The 24,375-nt window shown below is 60.0% G+C and carries 30 protein-coding genes; 29 read left to right on the forward strand and 1 reads right to left on the reverse strand.

Translation table 11 applies throughout. The features are described 5' to 3' along the window. Positions 1-106 precede the first annotated feature (106 nt). The 29 genes from J1G18_RS18660 to recX all read left to right on the forward strand — a co-directional run bounded on the left by J1G18_RS18660 (position 107) and on the right by recX (position 23,085). Positions 107-2,362, forward strand: a complete 2,256-nt coding sequence (locus J1G18_RS18660; protein ID WP_223008243.1) for a phage tail tape measure protein — start codon at positions 107-109, stop codon at positions 2,360-2,362. After that, the gene (locus J1G18_RS18665) at positions 2,362-2,745 is read left to right on the forward strand and encodes a phage tail protein (RefSeq protein WP_047601251.1); all 384 of its coding nucleotides are present in this window, start codon (positions 2,362-2,364) and stop codon (positions 2,743-2,745) included. Before J1G18_RS18660 ends, J1G18_RS18665 begins: the two co-directional genes overlap by 1 nt. Next, on the forward strand, positions 2,738-2,950 hold the full coding sequence (locus J1G18_RS18670) for a tail protein X (RefSeq protein ID WP_096795852.1): 213 nt from the start codon (positions 2,738-2,740) through the stop codon (positions 2,948-2,950). The genes J1G18_RS18665 and J1G18_RS18670 overlap by 8 nt, the downstream gene beginning before the upstream one ends. 9 nt (positions 2,951-2,959) lie before the next feature. Further along, on the forward strand, positions 2,960-3,988 hold the full coding sequence (locus J1G18_RS18675) for a phage late control D family protein (protein ID WP_210558064.1): 1,029 nt from the start codon (positions 2,960-2,962) through the stop codon (positions 3,986-3,988). A gap of 158 nt (positions 3,989-4,146) precedes the next feature. Then, complete coding sequence (locus tag J1G18_RS18680) at positions 4,147-4,731, forward strand: hypothetical protein (protein WP_223008244.1); 585 nt, start codon at positions 4,147-4,149, stop codon at positions 4,729-4,731. Beyond that, positions 4,728-4,907: a DUF2635 domain-containing protein gene (locus tag J1G18_RS18685; RefSeq protein ID WP_223008245.1), complete on the forward strand. Its 180-nt coding sequence runs from the start codon at positions 4,728-4,730 to the stop codon at positions 4,905-4,907. The genes J1G18_RS18680 and J1G18_RS18685 overlap by 4 nt, the downstream gene beginning before the upstream one ends. Further along, on the forward strand, positions 4,907-6,403 hold the full coding sequence (locus tag J1G18_RS18690; RefSeq protein ID WP_223008246.1) for a phage tail sheath subtilisin-like domain-containing protein: 1,497 nt from the start codon (positions 4,907-4,909) through the stop codon (positions 6,401-6,403). Before J1G18_RS18685 ends, J1G18_RS18690 begins: the two co-directional genes overlap by 1 nt. Positions 6,404-6,470: 67 nt before the next feature. Next, positions 6,471-6,818, forward strand: coding sequence for a phage tail tube protein (locus tag J1G18_RS18695; protein WP_007964335.1), 348 nt, complete (start codon positions 6,471-6,473; stop codon positions 6,816-6,818). Then, positions 6,815-7,111, forward strand: a complete 297-nt coding sequence (locus tag J1G18_RS18700; RefSeq protein WP_003222226.1) for a phage tail assembly protein — start codon at positions 6,815-6,817, stop codon at positions 7,109-7,111. Before J1G18_RS18695 ends, J1G18_RS18700 begins: the two co-directional genes overlap by 4 nt. A gap of 130 nt (positions 7,112-7,241) precedes the next feature. After that, entirely contained in the window at positions 7,242-9,140 is a 1,899-nt protein-coding gene (locus J1G18_RS18705) for a phage tail protein (protein ID WP_223008247.1), read from the forward strand. Further along, the gene (locus J1G18_RS18710) at positions 9,127-10,362 is read left to right on the forward strand and encodes a DNA circularization protein (protein ID WP_223008248.1); all 1,236 of its coding nucleotides are present in this window, start codon (positions 9,127-9,129) and stop codon (positions 10,360-10,362) included. Before J1G18_RS18705 ends, J1G18_RS18710 begins: the two co-directional genes overlap by 14 nt. Before the next feature lie 3 nt (positions 10,363-10,365). Then, positions 10,366-11,409 carry a phage baseplate assembly protein gene (locus tag J1G18_RS18715; RefSeq protein ID WP_223008249.1) on the forward strand — a complete coding sequence of 348 codons (1,044 nt, stop codon included), beginning with the start codon at positions 10,366-10,368 and terminating at the stop codon, positions 11,407-11,409. A 143-nt stretch (positions 11,410-11,552) separates the two neighbouring features. Then, positions 11,553-12,062 carry a phage baseplate assembly protein V gene (locus J1G18_RS18720; protein ID WP_223008250.1) on the forward strand — a complete coding sequence of 170 codons (510 nt, stop codon included), beginning with the start codon at positions 11,553-11,555 and terminating at the stop codon, positions 12,060-12,062. Continuing rightward, positions 12,062-12,460, forward strand: a complete 399-nt coding sequence (locus tag J1G18_RS18725) for a phage GP46 family protein (protein ID WP_007964342.1) — start codon at positions 12,062-12,064, stop codon at positions 12,458-12,460. The genes J1G18_RS18720 and J1G18_RS18725 overlap by 1 nt, the downstream gene beginning before the upstream one ends. Beyond that, on the forward strand, positions 12,450-13,496 hold the full coding sequence (locus J1G18_RS18730) for a baseplate J/gp47 family protein (RefSeq protein ID WP_135295076.1): 1,047 nt from the start codon (positions 12,450-12,452) through the stop codon (positions 13,494-13,496). The genes J1G18_RS18725 and J1G18_RS18730 overlap by 11 nt, the downstream gene beginning before the upstream one ends. Next, complete coding sequence (locus J1G18_RS18735; RefSeq protein WP_007964344.1) at positions 13,484-14,083, forward strand: YmfQ family protein; 600 nt, start codon at positions 13,484-13,486, stop codon at positions 14,081-14,083. Before J1G18_RS18730 ends, J1G18_RS18735 begins: the two co-directional genes overlap by 13 nt. Positions 14,084-14,097: 14 nt before the next feature. Next, positions 14,098-14,829 (forward strand): hypothetical protein, encoded by a 732-nt coding sequence (locus J1G18_RS18740; RefSeq protein ID WP_135295077.1) that lies wholly within the window; start codon positions 14,098-14,100, stop codon positions 14,827-14,829. 1 nt (position 14,830) lies between these two features. Beyond that, complete coding sequence (locus J1G18_RS18745) at positions 14,831-15,256, forward strand: phage tail assembly chaperone (protein WP_134785562.1); 426 nt, start codon at positions 14,831-14,833, stop codon at positions 15,254-15,256. Positions 15,257-15,313: 57 nt separating this feature from the next. Next, complete coding sequence (locus tag J1G18_RS18750) at positions 15,314-16,408, forward strand: phage tail protein (RefSeq protein WP_135295078.1); 1,095 nt, start codon at positions 15,314-15,316, stop codon at positions 16,406-16,408. An 8-nt stretch (positions 16,409-16,416) separates the two neighbouring features. Next, entirely contained in the window at positions 16,417-16,983 is a 567-nt protein-coding gene (locus tag J1G18_RS18755; RefSeq protein ID WP_223008251.1) for a tail fiber assembly protein, read from the forward strand. Between the two features lie 22 nt (positions 16,984-17,005). After that, positions 17,006-17,902, forward strand: coding sequence for a phage tail protein (locus J1G18_RS18760; RefSeq protein WP_097086502.1), 897 nt, complete (start codon positions 17,006-17,008; stop codon positions 17,900-17,902). Then, positions 17,903-18,349: a phage tail assembly chaperone gene (locus J1G18_RS18765; RefSeq protein ID WP_134785564.1), complete on the forward strand. Its 447-nt coding sequence runs from the start codon at positions 17,903-17,905 to the stop codon at positions 18,347-18,349. A gap of 18 nt (positions 18,350-18,367) precedes the next feature. After that, entirely contained in the window at positions 18,368-19,570 is a 1,203-nt protein-coding gene (locus J1G18_RS18770) for a carbohydrate binding domain-containing protein (RefSeq protein ID WP_223008252.1), read from the forward strand. Between the two features lie 9 nt (positions 19,571-19,579). Next, positions 19,580-19,798, forward strand: a complete 219-nt coding sequence (locus J1G18_RS18775) for a hypothetical protein (RefSeq protein ID WP_098967518.1) — start codon at positions 19,580-19,582, stop codon at positions 19,796-19,798. A gap of 33 nt (positions 19,799-19,831) precedes the next feature. Continuing rightward, positions 19,832-20,398 carry a glycoside hydrolase family 19 protein gene (locus tag J1G18_RS18780; RefSeq protein ID WP_134785566.1) on the forward strand — a complete coding sequence of 189 codons (567 nt, stop codon included), beginning with the start codon at positions 19,832-19,834 and terminating at the stop codon, positions 20,396-20,398. Next, on the forward strand, positions 20,377-20,895 hold the full coding sequence (locus J1G18_RS18785; RefSeq protein ID WP_123587008.1) for a lysis system i-spanin subunit Rz: 519 nt from the start codon (positions 20,377-20,379) through the stop codon (positions 20,893-20,895). The genes J1G18_RS18780 and J1G18_RS18785 overlap by 22 nt, the downstream gene beginning before the upstream one ends. 68 nt (positions 20,896-20,963) lie before the next feature. Next, the gene (locus J1G18_RS18790; protein ID WP_096795871.1) at positions 20,964-21,464 is read left to right on the forward strand and encodes a CinA family protein; all 501 of its coding nucleotides are present in this window, start codon (positions 20,964-20,966) and stop codon (positions 21,462-21,464) included. Between the two features lie 83 nt (positions 21,465-21,547). Continuing rightward, the gene (recA, locus tag J1G18_RS18795) at positions 21,548-22,606 is read left to right on the forward strand and encodes a recombinase RecA (RefSeq protein WP_003222269.1); all 1,059 of its coding nucleotides are present in this window, start codon (positions 21,548-21,550) and stop codon (positions 22,604-22,606) included. 8 nt (positions 22,607-22,614) lie between these two features. Next, complete coding sequence (gene recX / locus J1G18_RS18800) at positions 22,615-23,085, forward strand: recombination regulator RecX (RefSeq protein WP_027611085.1); 471 nt, start codon at positions 22,615-22,617, stop codon at positions 23,083-23,085. Between the two features lie 55 nt (positions 23,086-23,140). Here recX and J1G18_RS18805 read toward each other — a convergent pair whose 3' ends face one another. Beyond that, entirely contained in the window at positions 23,141-24,259 is a 1,119-nt protein-coding gene (locus J1G18_RS18805; protein WP_098967521.1) for a TIGR00730 family Rossman fold protein, read from the reverse strand. Positions 24,260-24,375 lie beyond the last annotated feature (116 nt).

Raw genomic sequence — 24,375 nt, forward strand, 5'->3', positions numbered from 1 at the left:
TTACCCGGTAAGTGAAGCGGAGATTCTGGAATGGGACGCCGAAAAGGCGTTGCGCCGCTACGACATAGCGATCACTCGCCTTGGCGTGAAACAGGAGTAGAGCGGCATGGCAGATGATAACTATGCGTTGACGTTCGCTGAGGTCAATCAAGAAACCCGGGCATTGAGCACGGCCAGCAAGACTGCCGCCTTGATGGCTCCGACGATGTCAGCAGGAGCCGCAACACCTGCTTCGAACTTTGACGGCAGTGTTGCCGGGCTAAGCCTGGCGCTGGCCGATGCCACCAGCGAATTGCGAAATCTGACCCCCGAGCAGGTTCAGCTCAGGGATGTGTTGGGGTCGATACACGCTGTGCTGATTTCACAGCGCTCGCTGCAACAGTCTCTCAATGACCGGCCAGCACTAGCGGGCAGCGCGGCCGTGGGAGCTGAGTCGAAACCGTCAGGCGTCAATGGCGCAACGCAACCTTTCAAATACCTGCAGCCAGCGATCAACCTTGATAGCGCGATGGCGCGACTGGGACGGGTTGCAGGCGTTGAGGGCGATCAACGCGATGCGTTGCGGGTGTCGTTGGAGAAAATGGCCGCCGAGCGCAAAGTGGCAGCCGGCGGTACCACGGTGCTGGATCTGGCAGGCGTGATGTATGCCGGTAACAAAGGTGGGGTTGGTAGCGATCAGAAGACTGAAGCCGCCCGGCAAAAAGACCTCAGTGATTTCACCCGAGACACTGGCATCACGGCCACAGCCTTTGAGATGAAGGCGCCGGATGTTGCGGATCTGCTGATCGGCTGGCGCACCTCAATGGGGCTCGACCGAGCCAAGACCCTCGACCTCGCCGATGCCACCAGCGTGCTGGGAAGCCGATTGAGTGCCACGGTGGCTGACATTGGTTCGATCCTCAGCAACTACGGCGCTTCGGCAAAAGGTGCGGGGCTGAGTCCCGAACAGACTGCGGCTTTTGCTGCGGCAATGCTCAATGTCAACGTCAACAGGGCTGACGCCGGAGTGGCACTGGAGAGGATCACCACGACGCTGGCGTTGGGCGACAACGCATCAGTTAGTCAGAAAGCGGTGATCGCTCAACTTGACCTCGATCCAAAGGCCCTCGCTGCGCAGATGCAAGGGGACGCCCCCGGCGCGATTCTCAAGGTGCTTGAAGCGCTGAAGACAAAATCCCCCGAGCAGCAAGCCAGCCTGGCGATGACGCTTTTTTCGATCGACCAGCCGGTTGTGAAAATGCTCGAGCGCAGCGCTGATGTGCGAGGTGCATTTGATCTCGTCAAAGATAAACAGCAGTACGCATCCTCGGCGCGAGGCGAGGAGGGCGGAGCAGTCAATCAGGCTGCGCTGAAGCTGTCGGATACGTCGCAAACGGGCTGGAACATTTTCACCGCTCAGAAAGATCGTCTCCTTAGCTCCGCTGGCGCTGCTGTGCTGCCTGATTTTGACAGGCTCACGGGGGTGATGGCGTGGGCGACCGATGGCTTGAGCAGCATGGCTGAAGAGTCACCGGAGCTCGCGCGGACGTTGATTTTGAGTATTGCCGGTATCAAGGGCGTGCAGGTCGCTGGATCGATGCTGGCCAAGGGCATTAGAGGAACGACATCCACTATCGACAACCTCAAGTTCGTCGGCACAACTGCCATATCCTGGGGTTCCGCAGCGCTTAACGGTGCGAAGGCTTGGGGGGGCGTTGCGCTGAATAATGCCAAGACTTGGGGTTCCGCTGGGCTTAACAATGCCAAGACTCTGGGATCCGTTGCGCTTGACCGAGCTAAATACCTGACATCCGGTCCAGGCCGAAGTCTGGTCAGTCAAGGTGCCCGTATCGGTCGTGTAGCTGGCCCTCTGAGTATGCCGTTGATGATGCTCGACTCCGGTATGGACGTGGTCAACGGCTTGCTCGATGCCGATGGCAAACAAACAGCTAGAGGAGCGGGCGGCCTGGTGGGTGGGGTTGCTGGAAATTACCTGGGGGCGCGCGTTGGTGCCTTCCTGGGGGCTTTCGCCGGTCCTGCCGGGGCACTTGTCGGTGGAGGGGTTGGCGGAGCAGCTGGCACCTACTATGGCAATCAGTGGGGAAGCGCATTGGGTGAAAAACTCGCGACGCCTGCACCGAACCAACTCGCCCCGCCGGTAGAGGTTGCCAAAGAACTGCCGAGCGCGCAGACGCAAAACCAGCAAGTCACCTTCTCCCCACTGATCCAGGTCACCTGTCCGGCGCCAGATACTGCCGAGCAGATTCGCACGATTATCGGGCAACAACTGAGCGGGCAATTCCACGGCCAGTTCCTGCCGTTGCTGACAAACAACCCCCTCGCCACCCGCCGTGACGCAGCCCTGACCGATGGAGTCGACTGATGAAACAACAAATGGCTCTAGGCAGTTTCATCTTCGGCCTGTCGCGCAACTTTGCTTACAGCACGCTGGCGCGAAAGTCCGACGGTGGCTGGAGCGACATCCAGATCCTGACCAGCAAACCCAAGTCCAGTCAGACCGGGCAGAAAGCGGAATCGCTGACCATCAGCGGCACCTCGATGTATGCCGTGGCCATGGATCGACTCGATGAGTTACGCGCACTTCAGGCACAGCGTGTGCCGCTGCCGTTGATTGACGGTATCGGGCGCAACTGGGGTCTGTGGCGGATCAACAGCATCGACGAGAACCAGAGCGAGGTCATCGATGACGGCACCGCGATGGTGATCAAGTGGGTGGTCGGATTAACGGAGTTCAACAATGCGTAAGGTACGAAGCGTGGCCGGTGATTCAGTGAATCTGCTGCTCTACCGCGAAACCGGGCGCAGTGATGACGCCGCCGAAGAAGCTCTGTGGACACTCAACCCGACCCTGGCCGAACACGGCCCGATCCTGCCTGCGGGCGTCTGGGTCACGTTGCCGGAACTCGACTCGAAACCGGCCACGATCAAACCGCTCACGGCCTGGGATTAAGGAGGTTGCATGACACTGGGTTTCACCCCGGCGGTAAGACTCTACGGGGCCCATTCGGCCCTGCTCAATCAACGCCTGATCAGTTGGGAACACATCGACGCAGCCGGTTTCGAGTCCGATCAGCTGACGTTGACGATTGATCTTGAAGGCCTCGAAGGGCTGCCGGATCTGGGCGGAAAAATCGGCCTTGAGGTCGGTTATCTGGAGTCGGGAATGGTCGACAAGGGCCAGTTCAAAGTGACGCGCCTGACGCCGACGCTGTTCCCGTTCCGCCTGACGCTGGTGGCCACGGCGGCGCCGTTCAGCAAGGATGATGAGACGGGCTTCAAGCAACGCCGCACGGCCAGTCATGGCCCGACCACCTTGGGTGCGCTGTTTCGCAAACTGGTGTCGAGCCATGGCTTTTCACCGCGCGTTGCGCCAGAGGTGGCGATGATCAGAATCGAGCACGTCGACCAGTCCAACGAAACCGACATGAGCTTTCTGACGCGCCTGGCGAAAAAGTACAACGCGGTGACCAAACCCTACAACGACGTGTACGTGCTGGCCCGTCCCGGCCAGACCAAATCGTTGTCGGGCCAGGTGCTGGCGGACGTGACCTTGTCGGTGACCAGCAACAACCGTCCCGGCGATCACGCGTTCGTCAGCGCCACGCTGGAGGAGTCTGCCCGCGAGCAGACCAAGGGTTGCAAGACCTGTTTCTGGGATGGTGCTGCCGGCGTGTTGCGCTGGGTTGAAACGGGGCTTGCGCCGTTCAAGACCCTGCGCCAGAAACAACCCAGCGAAGCCGATGCGATCGCCGTCGGCGAAGGCGAAGTGCGCAAGATGCTCCGGCAAAAATACAAGGTGAAAATCACCTGCCCCGGCAATCCACTGCTGGCCGCCGAAGGCCTTGTGCTGCTCGATGAGACCTGGCCGGACTTCATGCGTGGGCGCTGGTCGATCGAAAAAGTCACCGCCAGCGGCAATCGCGAGAACAGCTATCGCTGCGTGATCGATGCCGCGTGCCTCGACCCGAAAGCCGAAGCCAAAGACTGATCTCACACCCACGAGTCCCCTGTAGGAGTGAGCCTGCTCGCGATAGCGGTGTGTCAGGCACATTGATTGTGAATGTGGCACCGCCATCGCGAGCAGGCTCACTCCTACAGGGGATTCGCGGTGTTTTCTGCAACTCATTTCAACTCTGGAACACCACCATGAAGATCACCCCGATCCTCACGCAGCTGCGTGGGCAATGCCCAAACCTTGCCAACCGCATTGCGGTGGGTGTCGACCTGGCGTTGCTGCAAGGCAATGCCGATCTGCCGACACCCTCGGCCCATGTTCTGCCCCTGGCGGATCTCGCCAGCACCAGCACCGCACAAAACCTCACCGCGCAACCGATCCGCGACCGCTTCGAAATCGTCCTGGCGCTCGACGCCAGCGACAGCACAAAAGCGCTGGATCTGTTGCACGACCTGCGCGCCGAACTGTGGCGCGCGCTGGTGGGATTCAAACCGGGCAATGACTACAGCGCCATCGTCTACGACGGCGGCGAGATGGTCTCGATCAACAGCAGCCGGGCCTTCTATCGGCTGCGCTTTTTTACCGAGTTCCAGCTCGGCCGCAATCTGCCGAGTCAGCCTGCGGAGAGTTGGCACGAACGTGAACTGGACGGTTTGTCGTCCTTTACCGGGGTCACCGTGTTGGTCGATGCGATCGACCCGGCCGACCTCAATCTGAAACACCCGGGCCCTGACGGGCGCGTGGAACTGACTTTCTCTGGAGACGTAACCCCATGAGCAATCGCATCACCGTACTGCCGGCCGCTGGCCGTGCCGTGCCTGACCTGGAAGCGGGCGATCTGCTGCCCAAAGAAGGCCGTGAAGTGCTGGACAGCGCCTGGTGGCGCCGACGTCTGGCCGACGGCGATATCACTCTCAAAACCGTAAAAGTCAAAGCACAGGGAGCCAAATAATGGCGATCGGATTCAGCAACATCCCTGCGGACATTCGTGTACCGCTGTTCTATGCCGAAATGGACAACTCGGCCGCCAATAGCGCGACTTCGGCCATGCGCCGTTTGATCGTCGCTCAGGTCAACGACAACATCGCCCCGACCGAAGTCGGCAAACTGGTGCTGGTCTCCAGCGTTGCGCTGGCAAAAAGCATCGGCGGTCAGGGCTCGATGCTCGCCTCGATGTACGAGACCTTCCGCAAGGCCGACCCGATCGGCGAGATCTGGTGCCTGCCGCTGCACAACACTGAAGGCGCCATCGCCAAAGGCGTGCTGACCCTGACTGGCACTGCGACTCAGGCTGGCGTGCTCAACCTGTACGTCGCTGGTGTGCGTGTGCAGGCCACCGTGGTCAACGGTGCCACCGCTGCTCAAGCGGCTACCGCACTGGCACAGAAAGTCAACGCCACCGCCGATCTGCCGGTGAGCGCTGCGGCTGCCGAAGGTGTGGTCACCCTGACCGCCAAATGGACCGGCGACAGCGCTAACGACATCAGCCTGCAGTTCAATCGTCTGGGCAAGAGCAACGGCGAAGAAACCCCGGCCGGCCTGACCACTGCGATCACCGCCATGACCGGCGGCGCCGGTGTACCGGACCAGGTCGCAGCTGTGGCTGCACTGGGCGACGAACCTTTCGAGTTCATCGCACTGCCGTGGTCGGATCTGTCGACCCTCAACACCTGGCAAGCGGTGATGGATGACAGCACCGGTCGCTGGTCCTGGGCCAAGCAACTGTTTGGTCACGTCTACAGCGCCAAGCGCGGCACCGTCGGTACGCTGGTCGCTGCTGGTCAGGCACGTAACGATCAGCACATGACCATTCAGGCGCTGGAGCCGGGCGTACCGCAACCGTTCTGGGTACAAGCTGCCGCATTGGCTGCGCGCACCGCGGTGTTCATCTCCGCCGATGCCAGCCGTCCGACCCAAAGCGGCAGTCTGCCGGGTGTTGATCCGGCGCCGGCCAGCGAGCGTTTCACCCTGACCGAGCGTCAATCGCTGCTCAACTACGGCATTGCCACCGCGTACTACGAAGGCGGTTACGTGCGCATCCAGCGTTCGATCACCACCTACCAGAAGAACGCTTACGGTCAGGCCGACAACTCCTACCTGGACAGCGAAACCATGCACCAGTCGGCGTTCATCGTGCGTCGTCTGCAAAGCGTGATCACCAGCAAGTACGGCCGGCACAAACTGGCTTCCGACGGCACCCGTTTCGGCGCCGGCCAGCCGATCGTCACTCCGGCGACCATTCGCGGCGAGCTGATCGCGCAGTACGCCAAGCTGGAACTGGAAGGCCACGTGGAGAACGCCGAGCTGTTCGCCGAGCACCTGATCGTCGAGCGCGACGTACAGGATCCGAGCCGCGTGAACGTGCTGTTCCCGCCGGATTACATCAACGGTCTGCGCGTGTTCGCACTGCTCAACCAATTCCGTCTGCAATACGACGACGCGGCCTGATCGCCGCGTTTGGCCGTAAGCATTCAGCCCACTCCGGTGGGCTTTTTTATTTGAAGGGAGTAACACCATGGGTCAAGTGATTGCAGGCACCTGCTACGTCAAAGTCGACGGTGCACAACTGACTATCAACGGCGGCTGCGAAGCCCCGCTGATGGCCGTCAAACGCGAAACCGTCGTACCGGGTTTCTACAAGGAAACCGACGTCGCGCCGTCGTTCAAAGTGACCGCGCTGCACACCGCCGACTTCCCGCTGAAGAAGCTGATCGAAGGCACTGACATCACCGTTACCTGCGAATTCAGCAACGGCAAAGTCTACGTGCTGGCCGGTGCCTATCTGGTCGAAGAGCCGGTATCCAAAGGCGATGACGCCACCATCGAACTGAAATTCGAAGGCATCAAGGGGACCTGGCAATGAGCGGCGCCGTGAAGCTTCAGGTTGCGATCGAAGCTCACGGCGAGCCCCTGACCGAACTCGTCCTGCGCCGTCCGACGGTGCAGGAAGTGCGAGCGATCAAGGCGCTGCCGTACAAGATCGACAAAAGCGAAGAAGTCAGCCTCGACATGGACGTGGCGGCCAAATACATCGCCGTGTGCGCCGGCATCCCGCCGTCGTCGGTCAACCAGCTCGATCTGGCTGATCTCAACGCGCTGAGCTGGGCCGTTGCGAGTTTTTTCATGAGTGCGGCGTCGGAGCCATCACCGACCTGATCGCAGTCGCCTATGACCTGGCCTGGTTCTGGAAGGTTGACCCCGAACAGATGATGGCCAGGCCACTGGATGTGCTCCGCGAATCGCTGGAGCACGCGCAACGGATCAATGCGATGCAGCAGGTGCAGTGATGGCAGACGAAGAAAAGAAAGTGCAAACACCGGTGCTGATCACGGGCATCGATGAACTGTCGCCCAAACTCGGCGCCCTGCGAGTAAAGGTCGAGAGCTTCAAGAAAAATCTCGAACAGACCGGCCTCGGCAAACTGGATATCAGCGGTCTGTTCAAGGGCGGCAGCGTGATCACGCCGTTCGTGGACGGGATCAAATCGGCGGCAGCGTTTCAGGGCAAATTGACTGAAGTCAGCGAGACGGCGAAAACCGTCGACCTGCCTGCGGCGCCGAAAGTCGCTGCACAAAACATGAACGTGTTCAGTGCGTCGATGGAAAAGGTTTCCGCTGCTGTTGACGCGGCGCTGGTGCCGGCAGTCGGTGCGTTGGTCGTCGGGCTTGAGCCAATGCTGACTCAGGTCGCCAGCCTGCTTGCCGAGAACCCGCAACTGGTGGAAGGCCTGGCTGCGGGGGCTATCGCCTTCTCGGCGATGCAGACCGCGGTCACCGGCGCCACGCAAGTGTTCGATGTCATGAGCATGGTGCTCAAGACCAATCCGATCATGCTCATCGCCATGGGCATCGCGGTGGCGGCCGGTTTGATCTATGCCAACTGGACGCCGATCAGTGCGTTCTTCAAAGGCATGTGGGAAGGCGTGAAAAACATCGGTGCGAGTGCGATGGCGACGTTGCGCTCGATTCTTGACTGGCGACCACTGGATGCACTGGCGGCGCTGTGGTCACCGGTCGCGGGATTCTTCTCGGGCATGTGGGACGAGGTCAAAGCCGTCACTGCGCCGGTAATCGACTTCTTCAAATCGGTGTTCTCGTGGACGCCCGCCGGCATGATCCTGGAAAACTGGGCGCCGCTGACGGGGCTGTTTTCGGCGATCTGGGAACTGCTCAAGGCCTTGAGTGTGCCGGTGATGGCGTTCCTCAGAAACCTGTTCGACTTCTCGCCGATGCAAATGATCAACAGTGCGTGGGGTGGCGTTGTCAGGTTCTTCGAGCCGATGTTCGATGGCCTGCGAAAAGTCGCGCAACCGGCTAAAGAGTTTCTGGTGTCGTTGTTCGATTTCTCGCCCATGCAGATGATCACCAGCGCCTGGGGCGGAGTTGTTGCGTACTTCCAGCCGCTGTGGACGACTCTGCAATCGGCGGTGCAAAGCACCCGGGATACATTGCGGGCACTGTTCGATTATTTCCCGATGGAAATGATCACCAGCGCCTGGGGTGGTGTCGTCGGGTACTTCGAACCGATCTGGACGGCACTGCAAACCTCAGTGCAGCGGGTCAAAGGCTTTTTCAGCAGCCTGTTCGAGTGGTCGCCGCTGGAGCAGATTGCGCAGTACTGGCAGCCGGTCGGCGAAGTCTTTTCGGCGCTGTGGGATGTTGTGCTGGCGGCGTCTGCACCGGTCGTGGACTTTCTACACACCCTGTTCGAATGGAAACCTCTGGATCAGATCATCGAGAGCTGGGGGCCGATTGTCGGGTGGTTCGGCGAGTTGTGGCAAAAGCTGCAAACCGTCATCGCGCCGATCAAGGAGCTGTTCGACGGAGGTTTCGCCGGGTTGATCGCCAAGGTCACCGGCAAGGTCGAAACTCTGACCCAAGCGCAGCGCCAGACCAATGCCGAAGGCAAGGGTGAGCTGGCGCCGGCATTCTTTGGCGCGAGTAGCGCCCCTGCTGGAAACGGAACGCTGCAAGGCGGATCGCTGCCACAAACCTCCAGCGCCCTGATCCAGCAAAGCGCGGCCAACAACCGTACGCAACTCGAAGGCGGCCTGACCGTGCGCTTCGAAAATGCACCGGCGGGGCTGCGCACCGATCAACCACAAACCAATCAACCGGGCCTGGCGCTGTCTTCGCGCATCGGCTATCGCTCGCTGTCGGCAGGAGGTTCCAATGAACTGGCGTGACCGTTTGTTGCCGGCATCGTTTCGCGGTGTCGGATTCTGGATCGATCAGGCGAAAACCCCGGTCGGTCGCAAAGGTCAGTTGCACGAATACCCGCAACGCGACCTGCCGTATTTCGAGGATCTCGGCCAGCAGGCCAAGACCCACGACATCACGGCGTTCATCATCGGTGCCGATTGCCTGGAGCAGCGCGACAAGTTGCTCAAGGCACTCGAGGTCGGCAGTGGTGAACTGGTGCATCCGTGGCTCGGACGCTTGCAAGTCAAGGTCGGCGAATGCGACATGACCCACACCCGCCAGGACGGCGGGTTGGTGACGTTCAGTCTGAAGTTTTACCCGGACCGGCCGTTGCCGTTTCCGACCGCCACGGTCAGTACGCAAAAAGTTCTGTTGGCCAAGGCTGACACTTTGCTGGGTTCGGCGGTGGCGCGCTTCGAGCAGGCGATGACGTTGATCAAGGCTGCGCGGATCGGCATTGCCAATCTGCGCAACAGCCTGACCGGCGTGTATGAGGTGATCAAAGAGCAGCTCAAACCGCTGATCGAGCAGTATCGGCAGATCACCGAACTGGTCAAAGCGGTCAAAGAGTTGCCCAAGGAAGTGGCGGCGGAGTTCAAAGGCTTGCTCGGCGATATCAAGGAACTCAAGGCATTCGCGAAGGAGGGCTACCGTGGCGTGATTGCCGACGTGTCCCAACAACTCGAAGCCATCCGCAAGGCTGATGCGCCGAAGATCACCACCGGCAAGGACACCAACGCGGCGGCACAAGCCATGGCCGATCTGGTGCAGGACACGGTGCTGGTCAAAGTCGCGCAATGGGTGGCGTCGATGCCGGTGGCGACTCCGGCGGTGAAGCTGTCGTCGACACCTTCGGTGGCGCATCAGGCGGATCAACCGGTGACTCGTCAGGAAGTGCCGGTGACCGAAGAAATGAAAGCACTGCAGAAGGCGGTCGGGGTGGCAATCGACCCGATGCTGGACAAGGCCGATCCCAAACATCACCAGGCAATCAACGATGTGAAGGAAGCGCTGATTGCGCATCTCAAGGCAGTGGCGTCATCCGGTGTGCGCCAGGTCACCAAATCGTTTCAGGAAAGCCTGCCGGCGCTGGTGGTGGCCTACAAGCAATTTGCCGATGCCACACGGGTGACTCAAGTGACGCAGAGCAACGCGATGAACCATCCGGGCTTTTCTCCCAACGACGTAAAAGTGTCCAGGGAGTGAGCCATGAGCGAGATGGATAACCATGTCACGCTGACCGTCAACAACATGGAATACGGCGGCTGGAAAAGCGTGGAAATCACCGCCGATCTTGAGCGCCAGTTCCGCACCTTCAAACTCGACATCACCTGGCAGTGGCCGGGGCAGACGGTGGATCAACGGATCAAACCGGGTGACCCGTGCGAAGTGAAAATCGGCCAGGACCTGGTGCTCACCGGCTACGTGTTCAAGGCCCCGATCAGTTACGACGGACGCCAGATCAGCCTGAGCATCGAGGGTAGCTCCAAGACTCAGGATCTGGTCGATTGCGCAGCCACCAACCGGCCGAACCAATGGCAGGAGCAACCGCTGCTGAGCATCGTCCAGGCTCTGGCGGCGGAATACTCGCTGTACGTGGTCAACGAAATTCCCGAGACCGCGCGGCTCGCCAAACACACCATCGTGCCGGGCGAAACAGTGTTCCAGTCGATCGACCGATTGCTCTCGCTGTTCCGGGTGTTTTCCACTGATGACGAGCAGGGCCGGCTGGTGCTGGCCAAGCCCGGTAGTGGTGGTCGGGCCAGTGACGCGCTGGAGTTGGGCAAGAACATTCTGTCGGCGAACGCGCCGATGGATCAGAGCCAGGTGTTTTCTGAATACCGAGTGATCGGTCAGCAGAAAGGCTCGGACAAGAGGAGCGGGGCGGCCGTCAGCGAGGTTCAATCCAGCGCGGCTGATCTGAGCTTCACGCGCCGCCGCACCACGATCATCAACGAGGGCACCGCGCTGACGTTCGAGTTGGCCCAGCAACGCGCCCAATGGGAAAGCGCCACCCGCATGGGCCGGGCGCAGACCACCACCTATCAGGTGCAGGGCTGGCGTCAGGCCAATGGCGATCTGTGGCGCCACAACACGCTGGTGAAGGTCACGGATCCGGTGCTCGGTTTCGACAGCGACATGCTGATTTCCAAAGTCACGTATTCGCTGTCGGCGCAGGGCTCGGTGACCACGCTGCAAGTGGCGCCACCGCATACCTTCGATCCTGATCCCACGCCTCCGAAAAAAACCTGAGCCTGACACCGAACCCCTGTGGGAGCGGGCTTGCTCGCGAAAGCGTCAGCAGCTCCAACATCCCATTGACTGACCCACCGCTTTCGCGAGCAAGCCCGCTCCCACATGTTGTCCGTGTCGGGTCTGCTCCCTGAGGACAATTCATGAGCCTACTGACACGCCTGCTGGCGCGCGGCACTGTCGTGCTCGCCCATTCGGCATCCAAGCTGCAATCGCTGCAAATGCGCCTCACCGCCGGCGAGGTGAACGACGACATGGAGCATTTCGAACCCTACGGTTTCACCAGCAACCCGCTGGCCGGCGCCGAAGGCATCGTCACTTTTCTCGGCGGTGACCGTTCCCACGCCATCGCCCTGGTGGTCGCCGACCGTCGCTATCGCCTGCAGGCGCTGGCCTCTGGCGAAGTGGCGATCTACACAGACGAGGGCGACAAAATTCACTTCAAGCGCGGGCGGATCATCGACATCGAAACCGCCACCCTGAACATCCGCGCCAGCAGCGCCGTGAACTTCGACACGCCGGTGATCAACCAGACCGGCAAGATCGTTTCCACCGGCGACCAACTCGCCGGCGGCATCAGCCAGATCAAACACGTGCACGTCGGCGTGCAGGCCGGTAGCGGCCAGACCGGTGCGCCGGCAGGAGGCAAATAATGCTTGTCAGCCAGAACCTCCACGCCGCATTGACCCGCGCCGTGCTCATCAGCCTGTTTACCTGGCGCCGCGCCGCCGATGACGACGCACTCGACGACGAGGAGCGCTTCGGCTGGTGGGGCGACAGCTTTCCCACCGTCGCCGACGATCGCATCGGTTCGCGGCTGTGGCTTTTGCGTCGGGTCAAGCTGACCCGACAGACCCAGATGGACGCCGAGTTCTATGCCCGCGAAGCCCTGCAATGGCTGATCGACGACGGCCACTGCAGCGCCATCGACATCATCAGCGAACGCCTCGACGCCCAGCGCCTGAACCTGCGCACGGTCCTGACCCTGGCCGACGGCGAACGTCTGGACATCAACCCCGATAACAGTTGGCAGGTGATCTATGCCGTTTGAAACCCCTTCGCTGCCGGTGCTGATCAAGCGCACCCAAAGCGACCTGGCCGGCGATTCGCTGCGCCAGTCCGATGCGCAAGTGCTGGCCCGCACACTCGGTGGCGCGGCTTATGGTCTGTACGGTTATCTCGACTGGATCGCCGAGCAGATCCTGCCGGACAAAGCCGACGAATCGACCCTGGAACGCATCGCCGCGCTGCGCCTGAACCAGCCACGCAAACCGGCGCAAGTCGCCACCGGCAGCGTCAGTTTTACCGCGACCGCCGGTGCGGTGCTGGATGTCGACACGCTGCTGCAAGCGAGCGATGGCCGTACCTACAAAGTCACCACCGCGCGCACCACCGTCAATGGCAGCAACACCACCACCATCGCGGCGCTGGATGCTGGCAGCCTGGGCAATGCCGACGCCGGTCTGGCGCTGAACCCGGTGCAGCCGATTGCCGGCGTGGTCGGCAACAGTTTTGTGGTGCTCGCGCCCGGCCTCAGTGGCGGCGTGGCGCGAGAAAGCCTGGAGTCGTTGCGCTCGCGGGTGATCCGTTCTTATCGCGTGATCCCCCATGGCGGTTCGGCGAGCGATTACGAGACCTGGGCGCTGGAAGTGCCGGGTGTGACGCGGGCCTGGTGCCGTGGCGGCCTGCTCGGGCCAGGCACGGTGACGGTGTTCATCATGCGTGACGAAGACCCGCAACCGGTGCCCAACGATGAGCAACTGGCGGAGGTTCAGGAGTACATCGAACCGCTGCGTCCGGTGACAGCAGAAGTGCATGTGCAGCGGCCGATTCAGGTGCCGGTGGTGTATCGCTTCAAGAGCGTCAATCCGGACACCACCGCCGTGCGCGCCGCCGTTGAAGCACAGTTGCGCGACCTGCATAACCGCGAGGCCGATCTGGGCGTGCCGTTGCTGATCAGCCATATCCGCGAAGCCATCAGCAGCGCCGGCGGTGAGTACGATCACACGCTGACCGCACCGGCCGCTGACGTGCCTGCCGGGCAAAGCGAACTGCTGACCTTCGGAGGCTGCGTATGGGGGGCATAAGAACCGCCGCGCAATATCAGGCGCAGTTGCGCGCCTTGCTGCCCAGCGGCCCGGCGTGGGACCCGGAACGCGTCCCGGAACTTGAGGAAGTGCTGCAAGGCGTGGCCGTCGAACTGGCGCGCCTCGACGCCCGCGCTGCCGACCTGCTCAACGAGATGGACCCGGCGGGCGTCAGCGAACTGGTGCCGGACTGGGAACGGGTGATGGAGCTGCCCGACCCGTGCCTGGGCGCCACACCGCTGTTCGACGACCGCCGCCTCGCCGTGCGCCGCCGCTTGCTCGCGGTCGGCAGTCAGGCTGTCGGTTACTACCTCGACATCGCCAAAAGCCAGGGCTACCCCAACGCCAGCATCACCGAACACGAAGCCCCCCGCATGGGTCGCTCGCGTTTTGGCGCAGCGCACTGGGGCACCTGGGAAGCGCAATTCATGTGGACGCTCAACACCGGCGGCCGCCTGCTGCTCGGCCGGCGCTACGGCGCGAGTTACTGGGGCGAGCGCTTCGGTGTCAACCCGGGCTCGGCGCTGGAATGTCTGATCCACCGCAGTGCGCCGGCGCATACCAAAGTGCACATCAATTATGACTAGGGAGGAATGACGGGATGGATTATCCGAAAAGTGTGCCCAGCGCCGGTCTGGTGAATGGGAAATTTGTCGATGAAAACCCGCTGACCGGGACGCCGGGGTCGCTGATTCCGGCGCGATGGGGCAACAGCGTTACCGATGAAATCATCAACACGATCACTGCCGCCGGACTTGTGCCTGACGAGGGTAACAGCACGCAACTGAGATTGGCGATTTCGGCGATTGTCGAGAAGAACAAAAATGATTCTTTGGCGAGCAAGGATGAGGCCGAAGCAGGTACCAGCAGCAGCCGTCTGATGACGCCGCAGCGCGTTTTCCAAGCGATCGAAAAGAAAGTGGTTCAAGCCACTGAAACGGTTTTGGGTTGGGCGCGGATCGCGACCCAAAGCCAAGTCAATGCGGGGACTGACGACACCGCCATCGTCACACCGAAAAAGCTCCGGTTTGGTGTTTCCTACAGCATTGGCGCGAACGGCTATATCGCCTTTCCGAGTTGGTTGGGGGGCTTCATGATCCAGTGGGTCCTGATCACCATTGCTGCAGATAAAACCTATGCTGCCCAACCTTGGCCGGTGGCTTTCAAGACCCAGTGTGCCGCTACTTGGGCGAGTTATTCGCACGGCGGAAACGCACCCTATTTTGATATCACCACTCCACCCTTGGTGACCTATTTTGATTCTAGCCAGGTGCAGGTTTTGAGTAATTCCGGTGGCACCGGTTTTGTCACTGTGCTGGGAGTGGGGAACTGAAATGAAACGTTTCTATAGCCGCACCACTGGCAACACTTATTTGTCGGGCTATCACACGAGCCTCCCGGGCGATGCCGTTGAAATTGACGACGAGCGTTACGAGTCGGTTATTGCTAACCCTGCAGCCGGAACCGAGCGGTCCCATGACGAGCAAGGTCTGCCGATACTGATCGAGTCGACGCCCCTTTCAGGCGAGGAAGCGCTGATCGAAGCAAAGGCATGGCGCGACAAGGAATTTGATCGCGTGGTCTGGTTGCGTGATCGCCATCGGGACGAAGTGGAATTGATGAAAGCCACCACGCTATCCGACTCTGAATATCTGACCCTGCTGAATTACCTGCAGGCGCTACGCAAGTGGCCCCAGGCGAAGAAATTTCCCTCCAAACGCTCTCGACCGAAAAAGCCTGCCTGGATGACTGCCGAGTGAATGGATGCTGCATTGTCGGCATCGCCCATCAATGTTCCAGGTAAAGGAAAGTTAACTATGGATTATCCAAAAAGCGTCCCCAGCGTCGGCCTGGTCGATGGCCGCTTTGTCGATGAAAACCCTGTGGCAGGCACGCCGGGTTCGTTGATTCCGGCGGTGTGGGGCAACAGCGTGACTCAGGAGATCCTGAGTGTGATCAACGGCGGCGGATTGGTGGCTTCTGAAGCCGACACCGGTCAGTTGTACAAGGCGATTCAGTCGATCATCGGCAGAGCGAGCCCGATGCGTTCGGTCATCACCCGACTGGCCGCATCGAAAACCCTGACCGAGGCCGAGCTTGGCCTGGTGCTGATCGACGGCAGCCCGGGATCTGTGACTTTGCTGCTGCCACCGGCCAACGCCGCACTCGGTGTGCGCGACGTGATTGTTCGGCGGGTGGACAACAGCGGTAATCGCATGGTCATCCAGGCGTCCGGTACCGACGGGATTCGTTTTCACACCCATCTGTCGGCCAGCGGTTATCCGTTCTTCGTATTGATGGGCGGCGGTGACTGGTGGCATTTGCGCAGTGATGGGGCGGGGAGTTGGTGGCCGGTCGGTCGTTTCGACAATACGCCATTGGGGCGGCCGTTTTTCGAGACGACCCTGATGCTCAGTCCCGGTGGATACGGTGCATTGAATGGCACCGTGATGAAGCGTGCGGAATGGCCGTGGCTGTGGGATCACGCCCAGCAATCGGGAATGCTGGGGACTGAAGCCTTACGCGTGGGCTCCGAGGGGAAATGGACCACGGGTGACGGTGCGACGACCTTTCGTGGTCCCGAAGGGCGAGGGGAATTTCTGCGGGTTCTGGATGAAGGTCGTGGTGTGGATGGCGGGCGGGCGATGGGTACTTTTCAGACTGGATCGACGCATTCCTATGCGCAAGGTGCCAATGGCGCAGGCGCTGTGGGCGCGTACTGGTCAGATAGCCTGACCAGTTTTGGCGCGGATACCCGGGAAGAACCGCAATACGTTACAGGGCTGGTCAATGGCGGCCCGATCTTTCCGGTGAATACCACTTACCAGAGGGATACCGCAGGAGTTTTGCTCTACGCCTTCAAATCCCGCCCGCGCAACATCGCCTATCCCGGCCGCATCAAACTCATCTGAGGCACTTCATGTTCAATTATCTATTTGATGGCTCGGGCGCTCTGTCCGGGCCTGTCGAGTTCATTGTCACGCCGGGCATTGGCATCCAGTTACCCGGTAATGCTGTTGAGCTGGCGTACGAGTTGCCTGAGCCGGAAACCGGTCGTAGCTGGGCACTGATCAACGGCGTACCGCGTGAGGTGATCGACCGCCGTGGCATGGTTTATCGCAAGGACGGCGGCGCCCAACAGATCTGGACCGAGCTGGGTGAGTTGCCTGACACCCTGACCGCGCAACCATGGCCAGGCGAGTTCCACATCTGGCGCGACAACGCCTGGGTGCTGGATGAGCAGGCTCGTTTGGGGAGCGTCAGACAGCAATCTCTCGGCCAGCGCGACGCACTGCTGCACGACGCCGTCCTGCGTATCGCGCCGCTGCAATACGCCGAGGACATTGGCGATGCCAGCCATGACGAACAACTGCTGCTGATCGAATGGAAGCTTTACAGCGTAGAGCTGAACCGGATCGAAAAACAGGCTGGTTTCCCCGATGAAATCACCTGGCCGGTTGCGCCCGGATCAGCAGTAAACACCTGACTCACACACAAGGAGAAGTACCGTGGACTACCCAAACAGTGTCCCGAGTGCCGGTCTGGTCAACGGCCGGTTTGTCGATGAAGACCCGCTGACCGGCAAGCCGGGGTCGTTGATTCCGGCGAAATGGGGCAACAGCGTTACCCAAGAGTTGTTGAATATCATCAATGCTGGCGGCACCGCTCCGACGGAAGCGAAAGATGATCAGGTGTTAACCGCATTACGCAGCAACAAGTTGTTTTTGACTTCACCGCAGTTCTCCAATGATCAGTCGATGGCCACCACTGAGTTTGTTACGCGGGCGGGATTACAGTTCTCCGGTTTTGCTTCTTACGCCGCCAGCACGGTATTGAACGCTGCGAATATTGGCGGTGTCGCGAGTTTCTCCAGTGCCAGCGCGCTGACTGCGACGCTGCCGTCTACCAATGGTGTGGCCCATGCGAGCACCATTCACGTAATCAACGCAGGTACCGGCGTGTTGACCGTCAATCCTTCCGGTAACGATGGGCTTCTCACCTGTAATGGCACATCCGGCCCGCTCAAGTTGGGTATTGGTGACACTGCCTACCTGATCAAACTCACGGGACAGTGGCGCCTCTATGGCGGCTCGGTGAGTGATCGATATGCGTCGGCGCACTCCGGTGTGTACGGCAACATTGGCTACCAGCGTTATGCCAGCGGCAATATCGATCAATGGGGTGTTGGCACGACGGATGCCAATGGCGATGTCAACGTCGTCTTTCCGATCTCTTTCCCTACCGCGTTTTCTTCGATCATCGCCATGCACGTAGGAGGCGATGGAGCGATGGTCGTCATGTACGCGAACTCTGCGTCGAAGCAGGGGTGCCGTCTGAAAGTTCGAAGCTACAGCGGCGAAGTGTCTGCAGGTTGGGGTATCAACTTCTTTGCAAAGGGTTATTAAATGAATCCGTTCAATGTCTTGTTCAGCGCCAGCACCCGTGGGGTTTATGTTCCCGCTATCAACTCATCGGATATTCCGGATGACGTCATTGAAATTCCCCAGGCCTATTGGATCTCACTGCTGCAGCAACTGGCTGTGAGTGCAAAAGTGGTCGGCGTGCACGCGGATAGCGGTTATCCGACTCTGGTTGATCCACCACCTTATTCGGCAGAAGAAGCGGCCGATGCTGAACGTCGCTGGCGTACAGCACAACTGGCTGCCACCGATGGTCTGGTTGCACGTGATCGTGATGAGCTTGAAGACGGCGGTGGCACGACGCTGACCAGCGAGCAATATGCCGAGCTGCAAACCTATCGCCGCGAATTGCGCGACTGGCCGCAGGGTTCTTTTTTTCCTTTCAGCGAGCATCGGCCTGTAGCGCCGCGTTGGTTGGCAAATGCGGTTTGAGCCGTAGAGGAAACATACATGGATTATCCAAAAAGCGTTCCCAGCGTCGGGCTGGTGAACGGCAAGTTCGTCAATGAAGACGCCATCGCCGGCCTGCCCGGATCGCTGATCCCGGCGAGCTGGGGCAACAGTGTTACTCAGGAAATACTCAACGCCATCACCGCAGCCGGTTTGAAACCTGATGAAGCACAAACCGATCAGTTGGCGCAGGCGATCCGCCAATTATCGAAGCCTGATCCACTGCAGCAATTTCCGGCGCAGGTGTATCGCCGGAATGTGCTGATCAATGGCGGCTTCGATATCTGGCAGCGCGGAACGACCAACCAAGGCCCCAATATTGGTGGGTATGTAGCCGATCGTTTTCGTTGCGACTGGAATGGCAATGCTGCCGTGGCCATCTCTCGCCAGGATTTTGCCCCTGGCCAGACAGACGTGGCGGGTGAGCCGAGCTATTTCTTGCGCTGGCAGCAAACCACGGCGGGCGTTGGCGCTACCGAGCACAAGATTTCCCAAAGCGTTGAATCCGTCAGGACTCTGGCTGGAAAAACCGCCACCGTAACATTTTGGGCGCGCTCCGACGCCGCGCGCCCGTTGAAGGTAACCATCGGTCAGTACTTCGGCAACGGTGGTTCGGAAGCCGTCGTCAAAGTGGTCGATGTCTTTGCATTGAGCACTGCATGGGCCAAATTCAGCGCAACATTTCAGGTGCCAGTGATCGCTGGGAAAATGCTCGGTGCCAATGATTACTTGAGGTTGGCTTTTGATCTGCCACTTAACGTTTTGCAAACTGTGGATCTTGCGCGGGTTCAACTCGAGGAAGGACCGGTTTCCACGCCATTCGAATACCGCCCGGTTGGTGAAGAGCTGATGTTGTGTCAGCGCTACTTCGAGAAGTCCTTTGTGAATGGCTTACAGAATCGTGCAAACAATGGTGTCGGAACCTGCATCGTTACGTTCACTCAGGCTGCGGCCGGGAATACCGGTCAATACGGCATGGTCATAGACATGCAGGCTCAGAAGAGAGTGCAACCCACCGTTGTTCTGTATTGCCCTGGAAATGAAAGCAGTCAGGTCTGGAACTATTCGCAGGGAGTGGCTTGCACGGGGACCACTGTGCAAAGTGTGACACAGCGAAGTTTCGCTATCGGTACCGTGACGCCTGTGAGCAGTCAGCCCGGTAACGGGCTGCAGATTGAATGGACAGCGGACGCAGAAATCTAGGGGTAGCTCATGACATATCAACTGACCGCCTGTGGTGTATTGCGCGTTGAAGATGCCGCGTTTATTCCGCAGGACACGACCAATCGCGACTGGCTTGAGTATCAGCAATGGCTGTTAACCGGCGGGCAAGTACTGCCATTGAATGACGCACTCGAAGAATCTGTACCCAACAACACCCTGACAACTCTGGCAAAAAAATGGCTGGGGGCCGTTGTCCGTCAACCATGATTCAATCGGAGCATCCAGGGAGGATTACGCATCATGCAAATAACAGAAGACAACCTTAAAACCATCATGCCCAACGCCCGCTCCCAAGCGGGCGTTTTTGTTTCTGCACTGAATAACGCAATGAATCGCCGCCATATCGACTCGCCAAAACGCATCGCCGCGTTTCTTGCGCAGATCGGTCACGAGTCGGGCCAGTTGCAATACGTGCGCGAGCTGGGCAACAACCAGTACCTGAGCAAATACGACACTGGCACGCTGGCGTTACGTCTGGGCAACACGCCCGAGGCCGACGGCGATGGGCAGAAATACCGCGGTCGCGGGCTGATCCAGATCACCGGGCGCAGCAACTATCGGCAGTGCAGCCTCGGCCTATTCGGCGATGAGCGCTTGCTGTCCTTGCCGGAATTGCTTGAGCAACCGCAATGGGCAGCGGAATCGGCGGCATGGTTCTGGGAACAGAACGGCCTGAACGATCTGGCCGACCGCGACCAGTTCAACAGCATCACCCGCCGAATCAACGGCGGGTTGAATGGCCTGCAGGATCGGCTCGACATCTGGGCGCGGGCGAGGGCGGTGCTATGTCCGTCTCCTGGCGTTTAACCGGCTTTTTGTTACTGACCTTGGGAGGCGCTGCGCTGGCCTGGCAGTTTCAGGACTGGCGTTACGGGCGACAACTCGCGGAGCAGGCGCGGTTAAACGCCGACACTCTCAATCAGCTGAATGTGGCCGCAGCCAGCGCGCAGCAGGTCGAGCAGGATAAACGTCTGGCCCTTGAGCAACGCCTCGCGGCCAGTGAACAAACCCACTATCGAGCACTCAGTGATGCCCAACGTGATCAGGATCGCCTGCGCGATCGTCTTGCCACTGCTGATTTGCGCCTGTCAGTCCTCATCGACGCCGGCGACGCTGCCCAAGGCTGCGGGGTGCCAGCCGCCACCGGCCCCGGCGGCGTGGATCATGCAGCCGTACGCGCCCGACTTGACCCGGCGCATGCTCAACGAATTATCGCCATCACCGACACCGGTGACCGCGGACTGATTGCCTTGCAGGCCTGTCAGGCCTATGTCAGAGCGCTGGCGCCCGAACATTTTGAATGAGTCTGTGTATTGAAAGCGCAACCGGGTCGTGTACGGTGGTAGTCATTCCATCCGATCCGGAGCGCACCGTGAAAGAGATCACTCAACTGGCTGCCGAGCTCGGCCGACGTTTGCAGTTGCTCAACGCCCACGTCACCACGGCCGAGTCGTGTACCGGTGGCGGGATTGCTGAAGCGATCACGCGGATTCCGGGGAGCTCGGCGTGGTTCGAGGCCGGTTACGTGACCTACTCCAACCGGCAGAAGACCCGGCAACTGAATGTCCCCACCGAATTGTTCGGCACGGTGGGTGCGGTCAGTCGCGAAGTCGTCGAGGCGATGGTGCGTGGTGCGCAGAAGCACAGTCTGGCGCGGTTTGCCGTGGCGGTCAGCGGCGTGGCGGGGCCCGATGGCGGTACACCGAACAAACCGGTGGGCACGGTGTGGCTGGCCTGGGGCGTGGGCGATGCGGTTTCCAGTGAGGTTCAGCACTTCCCCGGCAACCGCGATGAAGTCCGCCGACAAACGGTGAAGGCCGCGCTAGAGGGGCTGTTGCGACTAGCGGCACGAGAAATCGAAAATCAGGGGTAGGCGATCCGCGAACGCTGTGGAATAATACTGGCTACTTATACAGGTGTTGGCCGTCAGGCCTTATTGATTACGTGAGGACTTTAATGGACGACAACAAGAAGAAAGCCTTGGCTGCGGCCCTGGGTCAGATCGAACGTCAATTCGGCAAGGGTGCCGTGATGCGTATGGGCGATCAGGACCGTCAGGCGATCCCGGCTATCTCCACCGGCTCTCTGGGTCTGGACATCGCACTCGGCATCGGCGGTCTGCCAAAAGGCCGTATTGTTGAAATCTACGGTCCTGAATCTTCCGGTAAAACCACACTGACGCTGTCCGTGATCGCCCAGGCTCAAAAAGCCGGCGCGACCTGCGCCTTCGTCGACGCCGAACACGCCCTCGACCCTGAGTACGCCGGCAAGCTGGGCGTCAACGTCGACGACCTGCTGGTTTCCCAGCCGGACACCGGTGAACAGGCGCTGGAAATCACTGACATGCTGGTGCGCTCCAACGCAGTAGACGTGATCATCGTCGACTCCGTGGCTGCACTGGTACCGAAGGCTGAAATCGAAGGCGAAATGGGTGACATGCACGTGGGCCTGCAAGCCCGTCTGATGTCCCAGGCGCTGCGTAAAATCACCGGTAACATCAAGAACGCCAACTGCCTGGTGATCTTCATCAACCAGATCCGCATGAAGATCGGCGTGATGTTCGGCAGCCCGGAAACCACCACCGGTGGTAACGCGCTGAAGTTCTACGCTTCGGTCCGTCTCGACATCCGCCGTACCGGCGCGGTGAAGGAAGGCGACGAAGTGGTCGGCAGCGAAACCCGCGTCAAGGTTGTGAAGAACAAGGTGGCGTCGCCGTTCCGTCAGGCCGAGTTCCAGATCCTTTACGGCAAAGGCATCTACCTCAATGGCGAGATGATCGACCTGGGCGTGCTGCATGGTTTCGTCGAGAAATCCGGCGCCTGGTATGCCTATGAAGGCACCAAGATCGGTCAGGGCAAGGCCAACTCGGCCAAGTTCCTGGCAGACAACCCGGAAGTCGCTGCCAAGCTCGAGAAGCAGCTGCGTGACAAACTGCTGTCCCCAGCGGTGATCGCCGACTCCAAGGCTTCTGCGGTCAAAGAGACCGAAGACGACTTGGCTGACGCTGATATCTGATCGCAGCGATGACCACCGCTGTACTCGATACCCTCGTCGCGGTGCGGCGAACCGCCATGGACCTGCTCGCTCGACGCGAGCACGGTCGAGTCGAACTGACGCGTAAACTGCGTCAGCGCGGCGCTGAGGCGGAAATGATCGAAACAGCCCTCGACCGATTGACGGAAGAGGGGCTGCTTTCCGAAGCCCGTTACCTTGAAAGCTTTGTTTCCTACCGTGCCCGCTCCGGCTATGGCCCCTTGCGCATTCGCGAAGAGCTGGGTCAGCGTGGTTTGCAACGCGCCGATATCGAACTTGCCCTGCGTGAAAGCGGTATCGACTGGCAGGAGCAGCTTCGCGAGACGTGGCAACGCAAGTTCTCGGGACACTTGCCGATTGACGCCAAGGAGCGGGCCAAACAAGGCCGCTTCCTCGCCTATCGGGGTTTTTCGATGGAGATGATCAACCGCTTGTTCAGCGGCAGAAGCATGGACGATTAAGTCGGTTTAATAGAAACGGCCCGCTATGAAAATAGCGGGCCGTTTTTTTTTGCCTTCAAATTACCTTTGATGGCTCACGTGCACGTTGGGCGGTCTGCGGTTGGGTGTGAGCCCAGTTTTCGGGGAGGTTGATGTAATCCACCAGTTCCCTGAGACGGCCATGATTTCGGGCATTGAACGCGAAAGCCAACCGCACCAGGTGGCTGTACTGCGCTTCGTCATGTTCCTCGCCGCTGTAAGCGTGTTGATGGAACTGGTCACTCAGGCACAGATCGGCGAAAGCCTCCTGCATATGCGCCATCGCCACGTCACTGAGCTTGTGATGCATACGAATCACGAACTGACGCTTGAGCCAGCGACTGGAGTGGAAGTTGCTGTAGAACTGGTTGATCTGCTCCACCGCCTCATCGACGTTATAGACCAGACGCATCAGTTTCAGGTCGGTGGGCAGGATGTAGTGGTTTTCTTCGAGTTGCTGGCGAATGAAGTCCAGGGCGCCTTGCCAGAATGTTCCGCCCGGCGCATCCAGCAACACCACCGGCACCAACGGGCTTTTGCCGGTCTGGATCAGTGTCAGTACTTCCAGTGCCTCGTCCAGGGTGCCGAACCCGCCAGGGCACAGCACCAGCGCATCGGCTTCCTTGACGAAGAACAGTTTGCGGGTGAAGAAAAAATGGAACGGCAGCAGATTGCCGGTGCCGTCCACAGTCGGGTTGGCATGCTGCTCGAAGGGCAGGGTGATGTTGAACCCGAGGCTGTGGTCACGCCCGGCGCCTTCGTGCGCGGCGGCCATGATCCCGCCACCCGCACCGGTGATGACCATCATGTCTGATCGCGTCAGGGCCGCGCCGAGTTCACGCGCCATTGCATACAGGGGGTGCTCGACCGGCGTGCGCGCCGAGCCGAATACCGTGACTTTGCGTCGTCCCTTGAATTGTTCCAGCACCCGGAACGCCTGCTCCAGTTCACGCAGGGCCTGCAGGGTGATCTTGGCGTTCCAGCGGTTGTGATCCTCTTGGGCCATGCGCAGCACGGTCAGGATCATGTCGCGATAAATCGGCAGGTTCGGGCTGTCGGGGGAAATCTGCTTGAGCTGTTCTTCGACCTTGCTGATGAGGTCGGGGCCGCTTTCCTGAAAATGTCGGCTGAGCAGGTCATTCGGTTGGTAAGGCATTCAACGTCTCCTTCTGCACAGAGCGGGTGGCCCTGACGTGCGGCGTCAGTGCCGCGCTGCAAAAAACACACACTCGGCAGCTCCTTTTTCTGCCGTGAACAGGTGATCGGGAATAC

Origin of the sequence: Pseudomonas sp. MIS38 (assembly GCF_019891575.1) — a bacterium.
GTDB classification, from domain to species: domain Bacteria; phylum Pseudomonadota; class Gammaproteobacteria; order Pseudomonadales; family Pseudomonadaceae; genus Aquipseudomonas; species Aquipseudomonas putida_A.